The 20,224-nt window shown below is 56.0% G+C and carries 18 protein-coding genes and 2 pseudogenes; 13 read left to right on the top strand and 7 right to left on the bottom strand.

The features are described from left to right. Positions 1-511 precede the first annotated feature (511 nt). Both PSES9_RS0116625 and PSES9_RS0116620 read left to right on the top strand, forming a co-directional pair. Positions 512-1,123 carry a DUF4823 domain-containing protein gene (locus PSES9_RS0116625; RefSeq protein ID WP_036988301.1) on the top strand — a complete coding sequence of 204 codons (612 nt, stop codon included), beginning with the start codon at positions 512-514 and terminating at the stop codon, positions 1,121-1,123. Positions 1,124-1,177: 54 nt separating this feature from the next. Continuing rightward, positions 1,178-1,747 carry a DUF1285 domain-containing protein gene (locus tag PSES9_RS0116620; protein WP_010488830.1) on the top strand — a complete coding sequence of 190 codons (570 nt, stop codon included), beginning with the start codon at positions 1,178-1,180 and terminating at the stop codon, positions 1,745-1,747. A 148-nt stretch (positions 1,748-1,895) separates the two neighbouring features. Here PSES9_RS0116620 and PSES9_RS0116615 read toward each other — a convergent pair whose 3' ends face one another. Beyond that, the gene (locus PSES9_RS0116615; protein WP_010488829.1) at positions 1,896-3,551 is read right to left on the bottom strand and encodes an electron transfer flavoprotein-ubiquinone oxidoreductase; all 1,656 of its coding nucleotides are present in this window, start codon (positions 3,549-3,551) and stop codon (positions 1,896-1,898) included. Positions 3,552-3,614: 63 nt separating this feature from the next. Here PSES9_RS0116615 and PSES9_RS0116610 point away from each other — a divergent pair, with 63 nt between their 5' ends. The 3 genes from PSES9_RS0116610 to PSES9_RS0116600 are packed head-to-tail and all read left to right on the top strand — an operon-like array spanning position 3,615 to position 5,578. Then, positions 3,615-3,902: a hypothetical protein gene (locus PSES9_RS0116610; protein ID WP_010488828.1), complete on the top strand. Its 288-nt coding sequence runs from the start codon at positions 3,615-3,617 to the stop codon at positions 3,900-3,902. After that, a complete protein-coding gene (locus PSES9_RS0116605; protein ID WP_010488827.1) occupies positions 3,899-4,648 on the top strand; it encodes an electron transfer flavoprotein subunit beta/FixA family protein in 750 nt (249 codons plus the stop codon). Before PSES9_RS0116610 ends, PSES9_RS0116605 begins: the two co-directional genes overlap by 4 nt. Beyond that, positions 4,649-5,578 carry an electron transfer flavoprotein subunit alpha/FixB family protein gene (locus PSES9_RS0116600; RefSeq protein ID WP_010488826.1) on the top strand — a complete coding sequence of 310 codons (930 nt, stop codon included), beginning with the start codon at positions 4,649-4,651 and terminating at the stop codon, positions 5,576-5,578. 63 nt (positions 5,579-5,641) lie between these two features. Here PSES9_RS0116600 and PSES9_RS0116595 read toward each other — a convergent pair whose 3' ends face one another. After that, positions 5,642-6,595 (bottom strand): alpha/beta fold hydrolase, encoded by a 954-nt coding sequence (locus PSES9_RS0116595; protein ID WP_010488825.1) that lies wholly within the window; start codon positions 6,593-6,595, stop codon positions 5,642-5,644. A 111-nt stretch (positions 6,596-6,706) separates the two neighbouring features. On the opposite strand from PSES9_RS0116595, the gene PSES9_RS0116590 reads away from it, so the two are divergent. The 3 genes from PSES9_RS0116590 to PSES9_RS0116580 are packed head-to-tail and all read left to right on the top strand — an operon-like array spanning position 6,707 to position 8,696. Beyond that, the gene (locus tag PSES9_RS0116590) at positions 6,707-7,537 is read left to right on the top strand and encodes a substrate-binding periplasmic protein (protein WP_010488824.1); all 831 of its coding nucleotides are present in this window, start codon (positions 6,707-6,709) and stop codon (positions 7,535-7,537) included. A 23-nt stretch (positions 7,538-7,560) separates the two neighbouring features. Beyond that, a complete protein-coding gene (locus PSES9_RS0116585) occupies positions 7,561-7,887 on the top strand; it encodes a DUF4398 domain-containing protein (protein WP_036988307.1) in 327 nt (108 codons plus the stop codon). Further along, positions 7,884-8,696, top strand: a complete 813-nt coding sequence (locus tag PSES9_RS0116580) for an OmpA family protein (RefSeq protein ID WP_010488822.1) — start codon at positions 7,884-7,886, stop codon at positions 8,694-8,696. Before PSES9_RS0116585 ends, PSES9_RS0116580 begins: the two co-directional genes overlap by 4 nt. A 30-nt stretch (positions 8,697-8,726) precedes the next feature. Here PSES9_RS0116580 and PSES9_RS0116575 read toward each other — a convergent pair whose 3' ends face one another. Then, a complete protein-coding gene (locus tag PSES9_RS0116575; protein ID WP_029529607.1) occupies positions 8,727-9,971 on the bottom strand; it encodes an HD-GYP domain-containing protein in 1,245 nt (414 codons plus the stop codon). A 234-nt stretch (positions 9,972-10,205) separates the two neighbouring features. Here PSES9_RS0116575 and PSES9_RS0116570 point away from each other — a divergent pair, with 234 nt between their 5' ends. The 5 genes from PSES9_RS0116570 to PSES9_RS24350 all read left to right on the top strand — a co-directional run bounded on the left by PSES9_RS0116570 (position 10,206) and on the right by PSES9_RS24350 (position 15,324). Then, positions 10,206-11,651: an aminotransferase-like domain-containing protein gene (locus tag PSES9_RS0116570; protein ID WP_010488818.1), complete on the top strand. Its 1,446-nt coding sequence runs from the start codon at positions 10,206-10,208 to the stop codon at positions 11,649-11,651. A 66-nt stretch (positions 11,652-11,717) separates the two neighbouring features. Beyond that, the gene (locus PSES9_RS0116565) at positions 11,718-13,415 is read left to right on the top strand and encodes a vWA domain-containing protein (protein WP_010488816.1); all 1,698 of its coding nucleotides are present in this window, start codon (positions 11,718-11,720) and stop codon (positions 13,413-13,415) included. 11 nt (positions 13,416-13,426) lie between these two features. Then, positions 13,427-14,005, top strand: a complete 579-nt coding sequence (locus PSES9_RS0116560; RefSeq protein WP_010488814.1) for an RNA polymerase sigma factor — start codon at positions 13,427-13,429, stop codon at positions 14,003-14,005. Next, complete coding sequence (locus PSES9_RS0116555) at positions 14,002-14,628, top strand: hypothetical protein (protein WP_010488812.1); 627 nt, start codon at positions 14,002-14,004, stop codon at positions 14,626-14,628. Before PSES9_RS0116560 ends, PSES9_RS0116555 begins: the two co-directional genes overlap by 4 nt. Before the next feature lie 117 nt (positions 14,629-14,745). Continuing rightward, on the top strand, positions 14,746-15,324 hold the full coding sequence (locus PSES9_RS24350; protein WP_010488810.1) for a hypothetical protein: 579 nt from the start codon (positions 14,746-14,748) through the stop codon (positions 15,322-15,324). Positions 15,325-15,391: 67 nt separating this feature from the next. On the opposite strand, the gene PSES9_RS0116545 is transcribed toward PSES9_RS24350, so the two are convergent. From PSES9_RS0116545 to PSES9_RS0116535, 4 genes and pseudogenes are all read right to left on the bottom strand, one after another. Further along, positions 15,392-17,218, bottom strand: coding sequence for a long-chain-acyl-CoA synthetase (locus PSES9_RS0116545; protein ID WP_010488808.1), 1,827 nt, complete (start codon positions 17,216-17,218; stop codon positions 15,392-15,394). A gap of 132 nt (positions 17,219-17,350) precedes the next feature. Beyond that, entirely contained in the window at positions 17,351-18,175 is an 825-nt protein-coding gene (locus PSES9_RS0116540; RefSeq protein ID WP_010488806.1) for an SDR family oxidoreductase, read from the bottom strand. A 14-nt stretch (positions 18,176-18,189) separates the two neighbouring features. Continuing rightward, a pseudogene (locus PSES9_RS25745) lies at positions 18,190-18,429 on the bottom strand (acetyl-CoA carboxylase biotin carboxyl carrier protein subunit); the annotation flags it as partial. Between the two features lie 341 nt (positions 18,430-18,770). Next, a pseudogene (locus tag PSES9_RS0116535) lies at positions 18,771-20,193 on the bottom strand (acetyl-CoA carboxylase biotin carboxylase subunit); the annotation flags it as partial. Positions 20,194-20,224: the final 31 nt, after the last annotated feature.

Below are 20,224 nucleotides of genomic sequence, written 5' to 3'. Positions count from 1 at the left end.
TCTCCTTATTGATTGTTTTTGAGCACTGTTACGCTTTTCTGTCCGTGGCGTAATCATCCTGACTGTCAGGTGTTGCAGGTACGGCAGGGGCCGTTAGATATCACACGGCGCAAGCTGTCCAGGCACTCAAGCCGCACAGGGTATAGAGCGGTTTTAATCGGGTCAACCTAAAGGGCTGTGCGGTCTGGAGGCGGTTTACATGGTTTTTTGAGTGAGTCACGACGGGGCTGGTATTTCATCATTTATTTGCGAATGTTTTGTATGGTGCGCCGACCTTTAAGACATCTCCGGCCCCATTATCAGAGCCCTTCCTGGTTTCTTGTAGAACTGGGCGCCTGACTGGCGACAATCTGGATACAGGAACAGTTAGCCCAGACCTGAATCATCCATGAGGGCTCGCCTTGTCTGGATACGTGATTCCGGGCGGCCAGAAGCTCATGGGGGATTTGGCGTGGAACCTGCATCGCCTGCATATTCGCCGGTATTTTGGCACCGGTACGGGAGAAGAATGATGCCTAGGCTGTTTCCGTTGTTAGCTTTGTTGGCGTTTTTGCCGATGGCTGGATGCATGACTGTCAGTGATATGGCAGCTGGCACTGAGTATCAATTGCGTGATGCTGGCGTGCTTGACCATAGCAGTACGCAGCGGGCGAACTCGCGTCGCTTGCAGGCTGACTCGTTTATTTATATCGCTCAGGGCTACTTCACCCCGCGTGGCGAAGCCAATCCAAAGGCTAATATTGTCGCTGAGGAAGCCTTCAAGGGCTTTATCGAGTACTTCCCGCTGGTGCGCAGGGCCCGAACACCGCTTGGCCTTGAGCAGGCAATGAGTGAGGCACGTGCAGCGGGTGCGCATTATCTGCTTTATGGGCGTTTTGCCACGGCAGATGACCGCATCGGCACGGGCACAGAATGGGAGGATCAAGAGGCGTTGGACCGTATTGGTGTCGATAGCGGGGTGATTCAGTTAATGTTGATCGAGACCAATACGCGCTACTTGGTCGACACCGCGCGGATTCGCAGCCGCGGGGGCTTTCTGACCTTTTATGATGAAAAGCCGGAAGACCTGATCGGCCCGCCGCTTGAACAGTATGCGCGTAGTCTGATTGGCTTGAGTGATTGATCGCACAGTGTCGTGTCTCTGTAGCGATACTGAGCAGGGAGCAAAGGAGAGGGTATGACTGATTCAGGCAAGGCAAATGACCTGCTTTCGCAGATACCGAAAGGGGAAGGCAAAGGCTTGCCACCGGTGCATTTGTGGAATCCGGATTTTTGCGGCGATATCGACATGCGTATTGCCCGGGACGGCACCTGGTTTTACATGGGCACGCAGATGGGGCGAAAGCCAATGGTCAAGTTGTTCTCAACCATTATTCGACGCGATGGCGATGACTACGTTCTGGTCACCCCGGTCGAAAAAGTCGGGATCCGCGTCGATGTAGCGCCCTTTGTGGCAATAGCGCTGGCGGTGGAGGGCGAGGGCGAGGCTCAGGTACTGCGTTTCACTAATAATGTTGATGATGAAATTGTTGCCGGTGCCGAGCATCCGATTCGTGTTGAGCTGGATCCGCAAACCCAGGAACCCACGCCTTTTGTACGGGTGCGCACCAACCTTGATGCACTGATCCATCGTAATGTGTTCTATCAATTGGTCGAACTCGCTGTGCCGCGCGATATCGATGGCCAGAGCTGGCTTGGTGTCTGGAGCAGTGGCCGGTTTTTCCCCATTGCCCCGCAACCGGATTGAGGCACTCTGTGGGGCGTAATACGAAGCTTGTCCGCCAATGCAGGGCAATAAGCGGATGATAAAGGCGTCATCGGGGCTGCAAATTTTTAACTTGGCTATAAAAAATGCCCGCTGTTTTGGCAGCGGGCATTTTATTAAGCGGCTGTAATTACATGTTCGGGTAATTCGGGCCGCCAGCACCTTCAGGCGCCACCCAGGTGATGTTCTGGGCAGGATCCTTGATGTCGCAGGTCTTGCAGTGCACGCAGTTCTGCGCGTTTATCTGGAATCGCTTCTCGCCATCTTCCTGGGTGACGATTTCATAAACCCCGGCAGGGCAGTAGCGCTGCGCAGGTTCGTCGTACATCGGCAAGTTCTTCCCAACTGGAATGCTCGCGTCAGCCAGTTTCAAGTGGCAAGGCTGCTCTTCTTCATGGTTGGTGCTGGACAGGAATACCGAAGACAGTTTGTCGAAGCTCAGCTTGCCGTCTGGTTTCGGGTAGTCGATGCGCTTGGAGTCAGCTGCAAGCTTCAGGCAGGCGTAATCCGGCTTGGTGTCATGCAGGGTAAACGGGATCTTGCCGCCGAAGATGTTCTGGTCGATAAAGTTGAATGCACCACCGAGCAGAGCGCCGTATTTGTGCATGGCCGGGCCGAAGTTACGGCTGCGGAACAGCTCGTCGTAGAGCCAGCTCGATTTGAAGCTGTCGACGTAACCAGTCAGTTGGTCACCACCTTCGCTGCCGGCAAAAAGCGCGTCGGCGACTGCTTCAGCTGCCAGCATGCCGGATTTCATGGCCGTGTGGCTGCCCTTGATCTTGGCGAAGTTCAGGGTGCCGAGGTCACAACCGATCAGTGCGCCGCCGTTGAATACCATTTTCGGCAGTGAGTTAAGGCCGCCTTTGGAGATCGCGCGCGCGCCGTAGCTGACGCGTTTGCCGCCTTCGAGGTACTGGGCAATCACCGGATGATGCTTGTAGCGCTGGAACTCGTCGAATGGCGACAGGAACGGGTTGCTGTAGGACAGGTCAACGATCAGGCCGACGACCACCTGGTTGTTTTCCAGGTGATAGAGGAACGAGCCACCCATGTTCTCATCGTCCAGCGGCCAGCCAGCAGTGTGCACCACCAGGCCTTGTTCGTGCTTGGCCGGGTCGATGTCCCAGATTTCCTTGAGGCCGATGCCGTAATGCTGAGCATCGGCTTCGGTGTCGAGGTTGAATTTCTTGATCAGCTGCTTGCCCAGGTGGCCACGGCAGCCTTCGGCAAACAGGGTGTACTTGGCGCGCAACTCAATACCTGGCGTATAGACGCCTTCTTTTGGGTTGCCCTCGCGATCAACGCCCAAATCACCGGTGAGAATACCGGTGACAACGTTATTTTCGTTGATCAGGACTTCTTGTGCCGCGAAACCAGGGTAGATTTCTACACCGAGGTTTTCAGCCTGCTGGGCCAGCCAGCGGCAGAGGTTGCCCAACGAGATGATGTAGTTGCCTTCGTTGTGCATGGTCTTTGGCACGAACATGCCCGGGATTTTGGTTGCGCTCTCGGCGCTCTTCAACATATATATGTCGTCACGCTTTACCGGGGTGTTGAGCGGGGCTTCAAGCTCTTTCCAGTTGGGGAACAGCTCGTTCAGCGCGCGCGGCTCGAATACCGCACCGGATAGAATGTGGGCGCCGACTTCGGAACCTTTCTCGACCACGCAGACGCTAATTTCTTTACCTGCGTCGGCAGCTTTTTGTTTCAGTCGGCATGCGGCGGACAGGCCTGCAGGGCCAGCTCCAACGATGACGACGTCGAACTCCATAAATTCGCGTTCCACAGGTTATCTCCTACTCAGGCACTCTTAATATTTTATAATGGTGGCTGGCTCGCGCCCAAAGCCATGCTGGCGCATTATATCTACACACGCCGTCCGGGCCAATACAAACGTTTGTTTGAATTTTCTGTAGGACTGTTGGAAAATTACTACAAGAAAGATGACTGGCCGGTTCGGTGTATTGACCACACCCTGCTCTGCAGTCAAGATACGGGCGGCCTGCTCTGCAGTCAAGATACGGGCGGTTTTGCGCTCGCCGTCTGGGCTGAAGGTCGGTTAAAGCCGATTGGCATCACTAGCCAGGTCCATCTTGGCGACATTCCTATTCACCAGAGAGTAACGGGGAATCCATGAAGGTTCTTGTAGCTGTCAAACGAGTGGTCGACTACAACGTCAAGGTTCGCGTCAAGGCGGACAACAGCGGCGTTGATCTTGCGAACGTCAAGATGTCGATGAACCCTTTCTGCGAAATCGCTGTTGAAGAAGCGGTGCGCTTGAAAGAGAAAGGCGTTGCGAGCGAAATCGTCGTCGTGACTATTGGCCCGACAACCGCTCAAGAGCAACTGCGTACTGCGTTGGCTCTGGGCGCTGATCGTGCAATCCTGGTTGAGTCCAGCGAAGAGTTGAATTCATTGGCTGTGGCCAAGCTGCTCAAGGCAGTGGTCGAGAAAGAACAGCCACAACTGGTTATCCTCGGCAAGCAGGCGATCGATAGCGATAACAACCAGACTGGCCAGATGCTGGGCGCTCTGACAGGTTACGCGCAAGGTACTTTCGCTTCCAAGGTCGAAGTGGCTGGCGACAAGGTCAATGTCACCCGTGAAATCGACGGCGGCCTGCAGACTGTTGCACTGAATCTGCCTGCCATCGTGACCACCGACCTGCGCCTTAACGAGCCTCGCTATGCGTCGCTGCCGAACATCATGAAGGCCAAGAAGAAGCCACTGGAAAGCCTCACCCCTGACGCATTGGGTGTTTCCACCGCTTCTACCGTCAAAACCATCAAGGTCGAAGCCCCTGCGACTCGCAGTGCTGGCATCAAGGTTAAGTCGGTTGCTGAATTGGTCGAGAAACTGAAGAACGAAGCGAAGGTAATCTAAATGGCTATCTTAGTTGTTGCAGAACACACTAACGCTGCTCTGGCTGCTGCCACGCTGAACACTGTTGCTGCGGCGCAAGCCATTGGCGGCGATATTCATGTGCTGGTTGCCGGTTCGGGCTGCAGCGCAGCTGCTGAAGCCGCTGCCAAAATCGCAGGCGTCACCAAAGTACTGGTTGCCGATAACGCAGCCTTTGCCCACCAGCTGCCTGAAAACGTTGCTCCGCTGATCGCTGAGCTGGGCGCTGGCTACAGCCACATCCTGGCTGCCGCGACCACCAACGGCAAAAACTTCCTGCCACGCGTTGCCGCGCAGCTGGACGTTGATCAGATTTCTGAAATCATCTCGGTTGAAAGCCCGGATACCTTCAAGCGTCCGATCTACGCCGGTAACGCCATTGCCACCGTGCAGTCGTCTGCTGCGATCAAGGTCATCACCGTGCGTGCCACCGGGTTTGACCCAGTTGCTGCCGAAGGTGGCTCTGCTGCTGTTGAGGCCGTATCGGCTGGCGCTGACTCGGGTACTTCGGCATTCGTGGGCGAAGAGTTGGCCAAGTCTGACCGTCCTGAGCTGACCGCTGCCAAGATCGTCATCTCTGGCGGCCGTGGCATGCAGAACGGCGACAACTTCAAGCACCTGTACGCCGTTGCCGACAAGCTGGGCGCTGCCGTAGGCGCTTCGCGCGCTGCAGTTGACGCAGGCTTTGTACCGAACGACATGCAGGTTGGTCAGACCGGTAAAATTGTTGCGCCACAGCTGTACATCGCTGTAGGTATCAGCGGTGCGATTCAGCACCTGGCCGGTATGAAAGACTCGAAGGTTATCGTCGCTATCAACAAGGACGAAGAAGCACCGATCTTCCAGGTTGCAGACTACGGTCTGGTTGCTGACCTGTTTGAAGCAGTGCCTGAGCTGGAGAAGCTGGTTTAATCCGGTTTACAAGCTCAATAAAAACCCGCTCACCGAGCGGGTTTTTTGTACCTCTGGCAATCCTCAGGAACTGGGTTTGGTAGCCTCAAGCCTGGCAACCTTGTCTAGAAATGCCTGGTAGTGCCTGGCTGTTTCTTCGGGACGCTCGATCATAGGTACATGACCGCAGTCTTTCATTACCACCACGCTTGGCTGCTTGAGTAGCGGTTGCATGACTTTGATGCTCGACACATCGAGAACCCGGTCGTGATCGCCCCAGAGCAACAGGGTTGGCGCTTCGATCTTGGGCAGTTCCGGCTCAAGCGGGATGTAGCGTTCACGCAGCTGGCTGAATATCTGTTTATTCAGCGTGCTGTTGGCAATGGCTTGCTCTGCCATGTAATGCTTCAGGCGTTCCGGCAGTACAGGCGCCTTGTAAAACACAAAATCGATAAGCTGCTCGAACTGCTGAGCATTATTGACCACCAATGGGTTGGGCTTGCCTTGCTCTATTCGTTGGTACAACTCGCTTTTTTGCGGCGCGTCGATACCGGCGTTATCCAGCAAGGCAACACTGGCGACTTGCTGCGGGTAACGCGCCCCATAGAGCGCGGCGATGTGCCCGCCCATCGAATTGCCGATAATGTGCAGGCGCTTGATGCCCAGAGCTTGGCTGAATGCGGCAACGCGTTCGGCCTGGGTGCCGACATCGTAGCTGGCTGGCGGTTTGCTGCTTTCACCAAAACCGGGTAGATCAAGCGCTATGACGTGGTAGCGCTTGGTGAAATAGCGGGCGAATTGCAGCCAGTTGTCCTTGTCTGCGCCAAAACCATGGACCATTAAAATGGTTTCGCCATCCTTGGGGCCGCCTTCGTAGTAATGAATGCTAAGATCGGCGACCTCAAGTTGCTTGCTCGAGAGACCGGCAACTGTCTGGCCGATCAGTTGAATGCTGGCCATGAGCGTCGCCGGGAATACATAGAGCACTGCGCTGGCCGCGGCAATGGTCAGGATCAGGGCGAGTAAAAGTTTTTTCATTGCATGTCCTTATAACCCGTTATTCTGCGCTGACGTTAAACTAGCACGAAGTTCAATCCGGGCGTTGAGGTGCTGTACGCGCCTCTTCAATGGTTAATCTGAGAGTTATGAATGCTTGATCGTCACTTGCTAAAGTCCTGCGTATTGGCCATCTCTTGCTTGAGCGTTTCCAGCCTGTCGTTCGCCGCAGGTTCATGCGAGCGCCTGGTGGCGACGGGCAATCCGAATAACCCGCCGTTCATGTGGCGAGACCCGCAAAACCCCAAGCAGTTAATGGGTGCCCAGGCCGATATGCTGAAGAAGGTCGCCAAGGACCTTGGTGTGCGCCTGGACGTGCTGTACAGCCGCTCATGGGAAAAAGCCGAGGAGGAAGTGCGCAGTGGGCGTATTGACCTGCTGTCTGGGGTTGAGCTTACCCCTGCCTCGCTTGATGACCTGGATTATATCTACCCCTCGGTATACAGCCACGACACCGTGGTTTGGGTGCGCAACATACTGAGCTTTCCCTATATCGAATGGGCTGACTTGCGTGACCGCAAAGGGGCAAAGGCGGCCGATGCCTTGAGCCCGGCGTTCACTGACTACGCCAAGGCCAATCTTGATATCGAGCAGGGCGCAAATTTGAGTCAGGTCTTTCAGAAGCTGATGCTCGGTGAGGTCGATTATGTGTTGGCCGAGCGCGAGTCAAGCCTTGCTCGGGCAACCACCATGGGTTTGCAGGATGACCTGCTGCCCTTGTCGCCGCCAATCGAGGGGCGGCCCATGTACTTGGCGCTGTCGCATAATTCGGCGTGCAATGACGCCTGGCTGCGTGGGCAGTTGGCCAAGAAAATGACAGAAATAGCTGCCTCCGAGCTGCCTGAATCATTGATCCAGAAGAACTTGCAGCTTTGGAAACAGCAACAATCAGAACCCGCTAGCGCGCCAAAGGTGGCTCAGTGATCAATCGAATTTATCCGGCAGGCATGGTTTTGCTGCTGTTGGCTGGCTGTGCCAACGACCCGGTACCCACCGAGCAAATGCGCCTTGCCGATCAGGCTATTGAGCAGGCCACCGCGGTGGGTGCCGTATCTACGGATGCTTCCATGCAACTGGCGCTGAGCAAACAACAACTGGCCCAGGCTGCACTGCTTGATGAGCAATACAAAGAGGCGCGCGTTCTGGCAGAACAGGCAGAACTCGACGCACGTGAAGCCGAGGCCCGGGTATTGGCGAGTAAAAGTTCAGCGCAACTGCTGGAAATCAACAAACGGATCAACCGGATGCGCCAGCAGTTGGGATCTCAGCTATGAGTAAAGGCTATCAGGTTGCGCTTAGTGTCGTATTGAGCCTTGGACTGGGCGGTTGCGCAGGTTCGCAGCAAGCGAGTAATGCTGCGCTGGAGGCCGCTCGTGCGAGCTTTCAGTCGGTTAAGGAGAATTCCAACGTCTTGCGCAGTGCGCCCAAGGATGTGATTCGGGCCGGGGAGTCGCTGGCGCGAGCGGATCGCCTGTCGAACTACTGGGGCAGTGAAGCAGACGTTGAGCATTATGCCTATTTAAGCCAGCGCTACAGTGCTATCGCCGTGCAGAAGAGCGAGTTGATGCTTAATCAAGAGCGCGAGGCCAAGTTGGAGCTTGAGCGTCAGCGCCTGCAACTGGCCCTGCGTGAGGCGAAAATGTTAAGCCTGCAAGAGCAGGGCAGCATGCTCGGCGACCAAATGATCAGCCTGGCAACCACCCAAACCGATCGCGGCTTGATCATAACCCTAGGCGATGTGCTGTTTGACGCCGGTCATGCCGATTTGAAGGCTTCTGCCAACCGCACGGTGCTCAAGGTTGTGCAGTTTTTGCAGCTCAACCCGCGGCGTATCGTGCGCATTGAAGGCTATACCGACAGCAGCGGCGATGATGCACAGAATCTCGAGTTGTCACGCGCTCGGGCACAAGCGGTGGCCGATGTCTTGACGGACTTGGGTGTCGACAGCAAGCGCATCAGTGTCAAAGGCTTGGGCGAGAGTTTTCCTGTTGCTGAAAACGCTTCGTTCAAGGGCCGTGCGCAGAACCGTCGGGTTGAGATTGTGTTCTCCGATGAGCTGGGCGGCCTGGGCGAAAGCCGCTAAACCCTGCGGTCGGGGGCTTTCCGCCATGGGCTAATCAAACAAGGATTTCTTGCTCGATTGCAAACCCGACCAGAGTGCCTCGAGGTGCTTGAAATTCCAGTTGTCCGGGTCTTCGCGGCTAATGATTTTGTCGCGCCCGGCAACTTTGCTAAGGTCAATAATTTCTTGCTTGATGGGCACTTTCGAGCGGGCGGAAAAGAACACCTTGACCACCGGTGTCAGTAACGACTTTGTGCTTTGTTCCATCACCACGGCAAGCCGACCGCTTTCCAGGCGAACCAGCGCTCCGCAGGGGTAAATACCCACGCATTTAACGAAGGCCTGGAATACTTGCGCATCGAAATGCCCCTGCCATTCAGCCATTTTTCGAATCGATTCGGCAGGGTCCCAACCCTTTTTGTAGGGGCGGTCCGAGGTAATGGCGTCATACACATCGCAGACAGCGCCCATGCGTGCAAACAAGCTGATGTCTTGCCCTTGTGTTTTGTTCGGGTAGCCACTTCCATCCATTTTCTCGTGGTGGCTGAGGCAAACATCCAGCACCTGTGGGCTGATCAGCGGGTTATGCAAAAGCATTGCATGCCCTGCAGCGGGATGGCTGCGTACCCTGTTGAATTCAGCCTCGCTAAGGCTCCCGGGCTTGTTCAGAATCGAATCGGGAATGGCCATTTTCCCGATGTCATGCAGCAGGCCAGCGATGCCGGCCTCTTTGACCAGTTCAGCCGGCAGCTCGAGCTCTTGAGCCAAGGCAATCATCAGGGCACTAACGGCAACCGAGTGCATGTAGGTGTACTCGTCGGCGGTTTTCAGGCGTGCAAGGCTGATCAAGGCGCCAGGGTGGCGCTGTACCGATACGGCTATTTCATCGATCAGCGATGACACCTGATCAACTGCGACAGCCTTGCCCATGCGTGCATCGGTGAACATTTCAACCACGGCAGCCTTGGATTTGGCACAGATCTTTAGTGCACGGTTGATTTCATCATTGAGCTCAACCTTGGCAACCCGCTCGGTTTGCAGCGCGGCACAGAGCAATGCATCGGTTTGCGCGGCAACCTGCTGTTCGGTTTTGCTGTTTTCAGTCTGGGCAAGATCTTCGCCCTTGCTGGCGTCAATCCACAGTTCACGCAGGTTCGAGTTACGTATCGCGCGCAAGTCTTCAGGGCGGGTAAGTAGAAAACGGCCTTTCCAGAATGGATGATCCATCCAGGAGCCCGCGAACTCATGGATGTACATTCCCAACCGCAGTTGGCTGATTTCGATTTTTTTGAGCACTGGAAGTTGGCGCTCCATGTTGTTATGCGTTCAAGTTTAGGTGTGGATTGTCTCTAGCGTCCAAGAATTGGTGTGTGCTTTGGGCATAGGTGTAAAACAGTTGCTGATATTGTTTTTTAGACCGTAACAGAATTGGCAGAACTCAACTGTATCGTCCAGTATAAAAGAATCTGTACCGGTGCAATTTTCAAGGTTCGGGTTACTGTTACGGTTCAGTAAGGCGAGAACGCGCATATGACTAATCTGTTGCTCTATCAACGCATTGCCCAGCAACTGGCTGAGGATATTCGGCGTGGTGTTTACCAGCCTGGAGAGCGCGTGCCGTCGGTGCGCAAGATGAGCACTCAACTGAGCGTTAGTCACGCCACTGTGCTGCAGGCCTATGCCAATCTTGAGGATCAGGGGCTTATCCGGGCACGTCCGCAGTCGGGTTATTACGTCCACCAAACGCCTGCGCTGACGGCACCAACGCCTGATGTGGCGAAGGTCGAGCGTCCAAGCCTGGTGACTCGCAGTAGCATCATTAATCAAGTGTTGGATGAGTCGCGTCGTGAGGGCGTGTTTCCGCTGGGCGCTGCTGTTCCGCATATCGACTATCTACCGGCTCGGGCATTGCATCAACAATTGGCCAAGGTCACTCGCTTTCAGAGTGCGCGTGCCTTCAACTACATGTTCAGTCCTGGGTATGAACCGCTGCGCCGCCAGGTTGCGATTCGCATGCGCGACGCTGGCGTGGTGGTTGATCCGTCCGAGGTGGTCATCACCCACGGTTGTGTGGACGCGCTGCAGATGTCTTTGCGTGTCCTGACAAAGCCAGGTGACCTGATTGCGGCTGAGTCGCCAACCTATTATGGATTGCTGCAGTTAGCCGACCTGCTCGGTTTGAAAGTGATTGAAATTCCCAGCGACCCAACCACCGGCATGAGTCTTGAGGCATTGCAACTGGCTGCCAGCCAGTGGCCGATCAAAGCCTTGGTGCTGACGCCACGCTTGAGCAATCCGCTGGGTGGCACCATTCCTGAAGACCGGCAAAAGCAGTTGCTCAGACTGGCCGAGAATTTTGATATCCAGATTATCGAAGATGATATCTACGGCGAGTTGATGTTCGAGCAAGGTCCGACCAAGGCCTTGAAGTCCAATGACCGTGAGGGGCGGGTGGTGTATTGCTCAAGCTTCTCGAAGACGCTGTCTCCCGGCGTGCGCATTGGTTGGATTATCGCCGGCAAATACCAGGATGAAATCCAGCGACTGCAGACATTCTCGACTCACTCGGCTTGCAGTGTCACGCAGATGACAGTAGCTGCCTACCTTGAGAATGGCGGTTATGACCGGCACTTGCGCTATATCCGTCAGGAGTACCGCAAAAACCTCAGCGCCTTCCAGCTGGCGGTGCAGCAGTATTTTCCCGAGGGCACGCAAATGACCCGGCCCAAAGGAGGCTTCATCTTGTGGGTGAGTTTGCCTGCCCGGGTCAATACCAAGGACTTGCATACCCGTGCGTTGCAGCAAGGCATCAGTATTGCGCCGGGATTGATCTTCAGTAACACCGAGCAGTTCAATCATTGTGTGCGGATTAACTGCGGCGTGCCGTGGAATCGCGAGGCCGAGCGTGCGGTAATGACCTTGGGCATGCTTGCGACCCAGTTGTGCCAGGAGGTCCAGCCCGCACAGATAAATTGATCCATCTTAACCCCGCTGCACAACCGGCTGCGTCTACTTGAATGAATCATTCAAGGAGGCGTAGCCATGCCCACCCCAACTCGTTGCCCCAATGTCCTGTTATACGGTTTTGCCAGCTCGTTGCTCATCGCGTTGAGTGCGTGCAGCTACGATGTGCCAGAGCCCGTTAAACCTGCTTCAGTCAAGCCGCCTGTTACCTACGAACGGGCAAGGCTTGCGTCAGCACCTGCGATGAATAAACACATCAGTGCCGAGTACGCTGATGCGGTCAGCCACGCTAGAGCTTTGTCCGCCCCCATCGATGGGCAATTCAATGCCGATACAGGCAGGGAGCAATATCAGCATTATCCGGCAAATCCGGTCATGGCCGCTGCGCAGAACCCGGTGTCCACCTTCAGTATTGATGTCGATACCGGTGCTTATGCCAACGTTCGACGCCTGCTCAATCAGGGGCAACTGCCGCAACCGGATGCGGTGCGCCTGGAGGAAATGGTCAATTATTTTCCCTACGACATAGTTGGCCAAAACCGGGAGTCACCTTTTGCCCTGAGTACCGAAGTGGCGCAAACACCCTGGAATCCGCAGAGCCTGTTGTTACGTGTGGCGATCAAGGCACAAGACCGTTCGGTTGCAGAGTTGCCACCTGCAAACCTGGTATTTCTGGTCGATGTCTCCGGCTCAATGGACCGGCGCGAAGGCTTACCCCTGGTGCAGAGCACGCTCAAGCTTCTGGTCGAGCAGTTACGGGCGCAAGATCGCGTTTCGCTGGTGGTCTATGCCGGTAACTCAAGTGTTGTCCTGGCACCGACTTCAGGCAGTGATAAAGCCACAATCCGAGCTGCCATCGATGGGCTGCGGGCGGGTGGATCAACCGCGGGAGAGTCGGGCATTGTATTGGCCTATCAACAAGCGCAGAAAGGCTTTATCAAGCAGGGCATCAATCGCATATTGTTGGCGACCGATGGTGACTTCAACGTGGGTATCAGCGACTTTGATGCGCTCAAGCGTCTTGCTGCCAGCAAGCGTAAAACCGGAATATCCCTGACAACCCTTGGGTTTGGCACCGGCAATTACAACGAACGCCTGATGGAGCAGTTGGCAGATGCCGGTGATGGCAACTATGCCTATATCGACAACTTGCGTGAGGCGCGGAAAGTATTGGTTGATCAACTCAGCTCAACCCTGGCCGTGGTCGCCAAGGATGTAAAGATCCAGCTAGAGTTCAACCCGGCGCAAGTCAGCGAATATCGCCTGCTGGGTTATGAAAACCGGGCGCTGCAGCGCGAAGACTTCAATAACGACAAGGTCGATGCCGGTGAAGTCGGAGCTGGTCACAGCGTGACCGCTTTGTATGAGGTTGTTCCAGTAGGTAAGCGTGGCTGGCTAGAGCCGCTGCGCTATCAGCCGAGGGCAACAGGACCCGCCAAGCAGGCTGTTAGTGACGAGTTGGCCATGTTGCGCCTGCGTTACAAGGCACCCGGGCAAAATACGAGTCGCTTGCTGCAAGTGCCCATCGCCAAGCCGGCGCAGGTTGCAGCTATCGCCACCGCTTCACAAGACATGCGCTTTGCAACCGCCGTGGCAGCCTTTGCCCAGCAGCTCCAGGGCGGCCAGTACACCGGGCAATTTACCTTCAAGGACAGCGCTGAACTGGCGCGCAAGGCAAAGGGTGATGACCGCTTTGGACTACGCGCTGAATTTATTCAGCTGGTGGAATTAGCCCAGAGCTTGCAAACTTCAACTCCCGACCTGGCTACCCATTGAGTTGAGTGATAGTGAAATCAGCTGTTTCTGAATCCAAGGAAGTCGATGACGCCAGCCTATTGCGGCGTTATCGACAAGGTGATGCCGAGGCGTTTGCGCAGCTGTACCAGCGCCATCGCCTTGGCTTGTTTCGATTTTTATGCGGCCTATGCGGTGACCAAACGCTTGCTGAAGAGATCTTTCAGGAAACCTGGTTGAGTATCGTACGCAGTGAGTCGCTACAGCGCGAGGCGGTTCTATTCAAGACCTGGCTCTATCAAATAGCCCGTAACCGGCTGATCGATTACTGGCGCAAGCATGGCAAGGCCGATGCGTCATGCGATGAGTACGATGAACAGCAACATGCCCAGGTGGACTCACAACCGGGGCCTGAGCAACAGCTCGACTTGATTCAGGACCAGCGTCGCCTGCAACTGGCGCTGGATGACTTGCCGGCCGAGCAGCGGGAGGTGTTTGTATTGCGCGCGCATGGCCAACTGGAGGTGCACGAAATCGCCGAACTGACACGCACACCGGCTGAAACGGTCAAAAGTCGTCTGCGCTATGCGATGCAAAAGTTACGTCGGTTGCTGGAAGAGGTGTATGTATGAATAACGATGAACAATTAGTTGAGCATTATCGTCAAAATCAACGCCAGGAACCTCCAGCTGCGTTGGATGCAAGCATTTTGGCTGCAGCCAATGCCCAGGCTCGAAAGACAGGCTCGCAGTCGGTATGGATGCGCTTGTATAACTGGGCAAGTCACAAGCGTTGGTCGGTTGCGTTCGGTAGCCTTGCGGTCGTAGGCCTTGCAGTTGGCCTGGTATTCAATGGTTATCAGTCGTCATCGTCCATTTACGATAACCCTCAACCGGCAGCGGCCCCAGCCATGCAGGGATACGCCGCGCCTGCGCTCAAGCGCGAGCGTATGGCTGCGCCGCAAAGCGCGCCGCGCATGCAGCATGATGAGTCGGCCGATGCGATATCGGCTGAATCGGCCATGCCCTCGGCGCCTGTTGTCGAGACGCATGAAGCGAACAAGTCCCAGGCTAAAATGGCGCCAGGCGCACTAGCCGATACCGATGATCTGGAAGCACAATTGCAACAGATAATTCAATTGCGCAATGACGGCCAGACACAGCAAGCTGAAGCACTGGGCAAGGCGCTGCAAGAGCAATATCCGACGATTGATATTGAACAGCGATTGCAGGAACTGCGCGCGCAGGATAAATAGCGGGTGCTAAAAAACCAGTGATGCAAGCCAGCGCCTGAGCCTGCCGGATTAAGGATGATGCAGGAGGCCGCAGAGATGATCCAACTGTACGGACACAATGTTTTGTGTAGAGCCAAGATGAGCCTGACGCGTTATTTAGTTATATCGGTTTTGCTGGCCTTGCTGGCTGCTTGCGGCCCGGATCAAGAGCCTGCCAAGTCGCCCGCCAGCAGCGAGGCTGCAAGCCAGCCCAAGGAAGCTGCTGTGCCAGAGGCGCGGGTAGGCGCTGACGCTGAAAAAGTCGAAACGACAACCAAGCCCAAGCCTGAGAACAAGGCTGAGGTGTCTAAGACAGCCGTAAAGCTGGACCTTGATTTGGATCTGGCGCCAGCGCCCAAGCTTGAGACAGAGTTTGAGCCCGAAATCGAAACCGAGCCTGAGGTTAAAAAGCCAGTTGCGCCTGCCGCCAAGTCGGTGGTCAAAGTGCCCGAGGTCAAGCTTGATCTGAGTCTACCCAAGGACTTGGTTAAGCAGCTTAATGATGCCGATACCCATGAATACAATGCGGTAAAGCCGTTGCCGCCTATGTTTGCACCCAAGGAGACCCAGCCGAGACCATTTGAGTTAAGTGGCAAGCTGCTCACCGATGACACCAATGGCAAGGGGACATTCGAATCCATTGATGGTGCGCAGCTACAGTTCGAATTCAAGCAATAGTCTGCTGTTGCTTCAGGCGGAGTCGGGCGCGGGCCAGGCTGGGGCTTTCGCAGGCTTGCTGCTGCGGTTAGAACCGGTATTGCTCGCTAGTGAGCGCTTGATACAGCTCAGGGGTAACAGGGGTGAAGCTGTTGCTGCCGGGCAAGCGGGCAAATAGTGGGTCTTGCACGTGCCTGGGGTCATAGCCGGCGTTCTTCAGGTCGGTTTTCTTGTATTTGAAGGTGCCCGTTGTTTCAACCTGGTCGAGCAAGCGAATGAACAGGGGAGCTGCATAGCTTGGCAGTTCGGCATCCAGGTAGCGGGCCAAGGCTTCTCCGTCAAAATCCGACTCGGGGGCGAGCCGCAGAGCCGCCATTCCGCAACGGCCATTGGTGCCATTGATTTCGACGCCGTAGACCACCGCATCTTCAATGCCGGGAAATGTGCTCAGTGTGCTCTCAACTTCGGTGGTGGAAACGTTTTCACCTTTCCAGCGGAATGTATCGCCGAGACGGTCGACAAATTGGGCATGCTTGCAGCCGATGTCGCGCATCAAGTCTCCGCTGTTGTACCAGGCGTCGCCCTTTTTGAAGACGTTGCGCAAAATGGCCGTTTCACTCTTCGGGGCGTCGGTGTAGCCGTCGAATGGCCACTTGTCCGAGATCTCGCTGATCAACAGGCCGGGTACATCCTTTTTGGTTTTTTGCAGAAAACCCTTGGCATTGCGGACAACCCTGTCGTTTTCCAGGTCGTATTTGACGATGGCGAAAGTTGCCGGTGAAAAGCCTACGGTATTGTCAAAGTTGAACACATTGGTGAAGCCAATGTTGCCCTCGCTCGAGGCATAGAACTCGGTAACCTGCTCGATCTCGAAGCGGTTCTTGAATGCCTGCCAGATTGCGGGACGCAACCCGTTGCCGATCATGCTGCGCAGGCTGTTGTTCTTTTCCTCGGGGCATTCCGGCTGGTTGAGCAGGTAGCGGCACAGCTCGCCGATGTAAGCAAAGCAGGTCGCCTGGTAACGCTGCACATCGGACCAGAATGCGCTGGCCGAGAACCCGCGGCGTAGTGCAATAGCCGCACCGCCTGCAATAGCTGCTCCCCAGCAAACGGTCACGGCATTGTTGTGGTAGCAGGGCAGGGTCAGGTACAGCACATCCCTGCTGTTAAGGGCCAGGCCTGAATGGCCGAAGCCGCCGTAGGCCTTGATCCATTTGCCGTGGCTCATGATCGATGCCTTGGGCATGCCGGTGGTGCCGGAGGTATAGATGAAAAAGCATGGGTCTTTCATCTTCACGCCATAGCTTTCAAGCGGGTTGTGCTCAGGCTGGCCCTGTGCTTGCTGCAATAGGTTGAGCCAGCCATGGGGGGCGGTGCCAGTATCTTGCAAGCAGTCTTGGTCGGCAATCCAGTAACGCACGAGGGATGACTTCTCCAGAAGTGGCTCCGCGTCCGTGATGCTGGAAACCAGTTCTTCGCCAACAACCATGTAGCCGGGCTTGACCAGGTTTATGCTGTGCGCCAGGACCTTGCCGCGCTGGGTGGTATTGATCAGTGCTGAAATGGCGCCCAGCTTGCTCACCGCAGCAAGGACCGCAAGTAACTCAATACGGTTTTCAAGCATCACCGCGACTACTGTTCCAGCGTGCACGCCATCGACTTTCAGTGCAGCTGCAATGCGATTGGACCATCTGTTCAATCCTGCGTAGGAAAGCGAGCGTTGCTCATCGATCAGGGCAGGGCGCTGCGGGTATTTATCTGCCGCTCGTTGTAGCGCCCAGGCCAGCGACAGGGTTTTGTCACGATTACCTATCCGGGCGTAGTAAAGCCCTAGGAGCCTGCGTGGAAGATTCGGCAGTTGCTTGGGCAGACGACTGAGGAAATCTAACGGCGAGATCAGGTCTGGATTGCGCATGAGGTTCTAGGCCCACAGTGTTGAGATGGCTGTAAGCCACTCTATGCGGGCCCGATCTAGCCCGACTATGGCCTTGGGGCGGTTAAGTCGGGCAGATTGGCAAATTGCCGGTGCAACTTGTTGCTTGTGCCTTTAATCGAGGAATAAATCGGCTATCAAAGCCCCGCCCTGTGGATCGTAGCGGTAGTGTTCGAATTCGGTCTGGCCTTGTTCGCGGAGGATTTGTTCATCGATCAATAAGCGGCCGCTGATGCTGCGCTGCTCGCTACGCAGGATTGCGCAGGCGGCTTCTGCCATGATCAACGGGGTGCGTGCGCGCTTGAACACATCGCGACTGCCCAGTTCGAACTCAATCGCAGCCGTTGCGATCATCGTTTGTGGCCATAGTGAATTGACGCTGATGGCGTATTTCTTGAATTCCTCGCTCATGCCCAGGGTCAACATACTCATGCCATATTTGGTCACAGTGTAGGGGCCGTGCTGGGCAAACCATTTGCTGTCGAGGTTGAGCGGCGGCGACAGGTTGAGTATGTGGCCATTGCTGCTTTTCTTCAGGTAGGGCAGCGCAGCCTGGCTGCAAACCATCACCGCTCGGGTGTTGATCTGGTACATCAGGTCGAAGCGCTTGGCCGGCAAATGTTCAACACCGAGCAGCTTGATGGCCCCGGCGTTGTTTACCAGCGCATCGATTCCAGAAAAATGCGTGGCTGCTTGCTCCATGGCCAGCTTGACGGCGCTCTCGTCGCGCACATCCACTTGCAGAGCGAGGGCCTTGCCGCCCACAGCCAGCACTTCCTCGGCGACACTATGGATGGTACCCGGCAGCTTGGCATGGGGCTCGGCACTCTTGGCGGCAATTACGATGTTGGCACCTTCGCGGGCAGCGCACAGTGCGATCTCGCGACCGATGCCACGGCTGGCGCCAGTAATAAATAGGGTTTTGCCTGACAATGACATCGATCTTCTCCGGTTTAACTGGCCGACACTGCGGCTTCATGTGCTTGGATTTCGACCAGCAGTTGTCGGTTTTTTACCTGCTCGCCAGGGGTTGCCTGTATACGGTTGACCACTCCATCAATACTCGCCTTTAGCGGATGTTCCATTTTCATGGCTTCCAGCACGAGCAGTAATTGACCCTTGCTGACATGGCTGCCCGGTTCAACCAGCACCTCGACTATCGCGCCATCCATGGGCGCCTTGACCAAACCGCTACCCGTTGCTTCGGCGCTGCCTGTGGCCTTGTGCGTCGCGTTCTGGATGCACACTGAGCCGCTGTGGGTAAACAGGTGCAGCCCCTGGTGTTGCAACTGATAAGGCACACGCTGGCGCACGCCGTCGATTTCGACTGTGCAGTTCTCGCCGTCTGCATCGAGCAGGTGCAACTCGAAGCTTTGCTGTTCAATGCTGATACGCAGTTTGGGTTGTTGCCCGGCGTGCACCAGGGTCAGGGTCGCCTTGACCGTGCTTTCAGCCAGCTCAAGCACATAGTCAAGTCCGGCAGTTGCCGAGTTGCTCCAACCGCTGCGTTCTGCCTGCTGGGCGCTGTGCATGGTCGAGGCGTGATAGAACAGTGCGCTTGCCAATGCCAGTTCCTTATTGGAAATGGTTGCTGCTGCCAGGCTTGGGTCTTGGCTGAAGTGCTCGCCGATAAAGGCCGTGGTTGCATCGCCTGAGGCAAATTGCGGATGCCTGAGCAGGTTGGCGAGAAACCTCTGGTTGGTCTTGACCCCAAGCAATACGCAGTCTTCAACCGCGCGGGCGAGTTTGCGCCGGGCTTCGTCGCGGGTAGCCCCGTAAGCGATGATTTTTGCCAGCATAGGATCATAAAAGGGGCTGATTGCTTGACCCTCGAGCACGCCATGATCAATGCGAATGCCGTCGAGCAGGGCCGGGCGCCAGCGCATGATAGTGCCGGTTTGCGGTAGAAAATCCTTGGCCGGGTCTTCTGCGTACAACCGTACTTCTATCGCGTGGCCGCTCAGGCGTATCTGTTCTTGTTTCAGCGGTAATGGCTCGCCTTGGGCCACGCTGATTTGCCAAGCGACCAGGTCCTGTCCGGTGACCAGTTCGGTGACGGGATGTTCGACCTGCAGGCGCGTGTTCATTTCCAGAAAGTAGAAGTCGCCGTTTTGATCGAGGAGAAACTCGACGGTGCCTGCCCCGACATAGTTAACCGATGCCGCGGCCTTCACCGCCGCTTCACCCATGGCCTGGCGCAAGGCATCCGTCATCAGCGGGCAGGGCGCTTCCTCAACGACCTTTTGATGCCTGCGCTGGACCGAGCAGTCGCGCTCGCCGAGGTAGACAAGGTTGCCATGCTGGTCACCGAACACCTGGATCTCGACGTGGCGAGGCTTTAGCACCGCGCGTTCGAGTATCAGCTCGCCGGAACCAAAGGCGTTGAGTGCTTCAGAGCGCGCGGTATTGAGCTGTTCATCAAGTTCCGAATGGGCCTGGACCAGACGCATGCCACGCCCACCACCGCCAGCGCTGGCCTTGATCATCAGCGGGTAGCCGATACGCTGGGCTTGTTCATGCAGTGTCGCCTGATCCTGCGCCGCGCCTTCGTAGCCGGGAATACAGGGCACACCAGCCTCGAGCATGGCGATTTTCGACAGGCGCTTGCTGCCCATCAGGTGAATCGCCTCGATACTGGGGCCAATGAAGATGATCCCGGCGTTGGAGCAGGCGCGGGCAAAGTCGGCGTTCTCGGAAAGAAAGCCGTAGCCGGGGTGGATCGCTTCTGCCGCTGTCTTTTGTGCTGCGGCGATGATGTTGTCGATCTTCAGGTATGACTGGCCAACCTGGGCTGGCCCGATGCATATGGCTTCATCCGCCATTTGCACGTGCCGCGCCTGGGCATCGGCCTGGCTGTACACCGCGACGGTGCGATAACCCAGGGCGTGAGCCGTGTTTATGATGCGACAGGCAATTTCACCACGATTGGCGATCAGTATCTTGTTGAAGCCCGGCATGCTGGCTACTCCTGGCAGGTGACTGGGGGTT

The sequence above is a fragment of the Pseudomonas sp. S9 genome, from assembly GCF_000222125.1.
Lineage (GTDB): Bacteria > Pseudomonadota > Gammaproteobacteria > Pseudomonadales > Pseudomonadaceae > Aquipseudomonas > Aquipseudomonas segetis.
The sequence above is the reverse complement of the archived record's forward strand: the minus strand, read 5'-3'. Positions and strand labels throughout refer to the sequence as shown.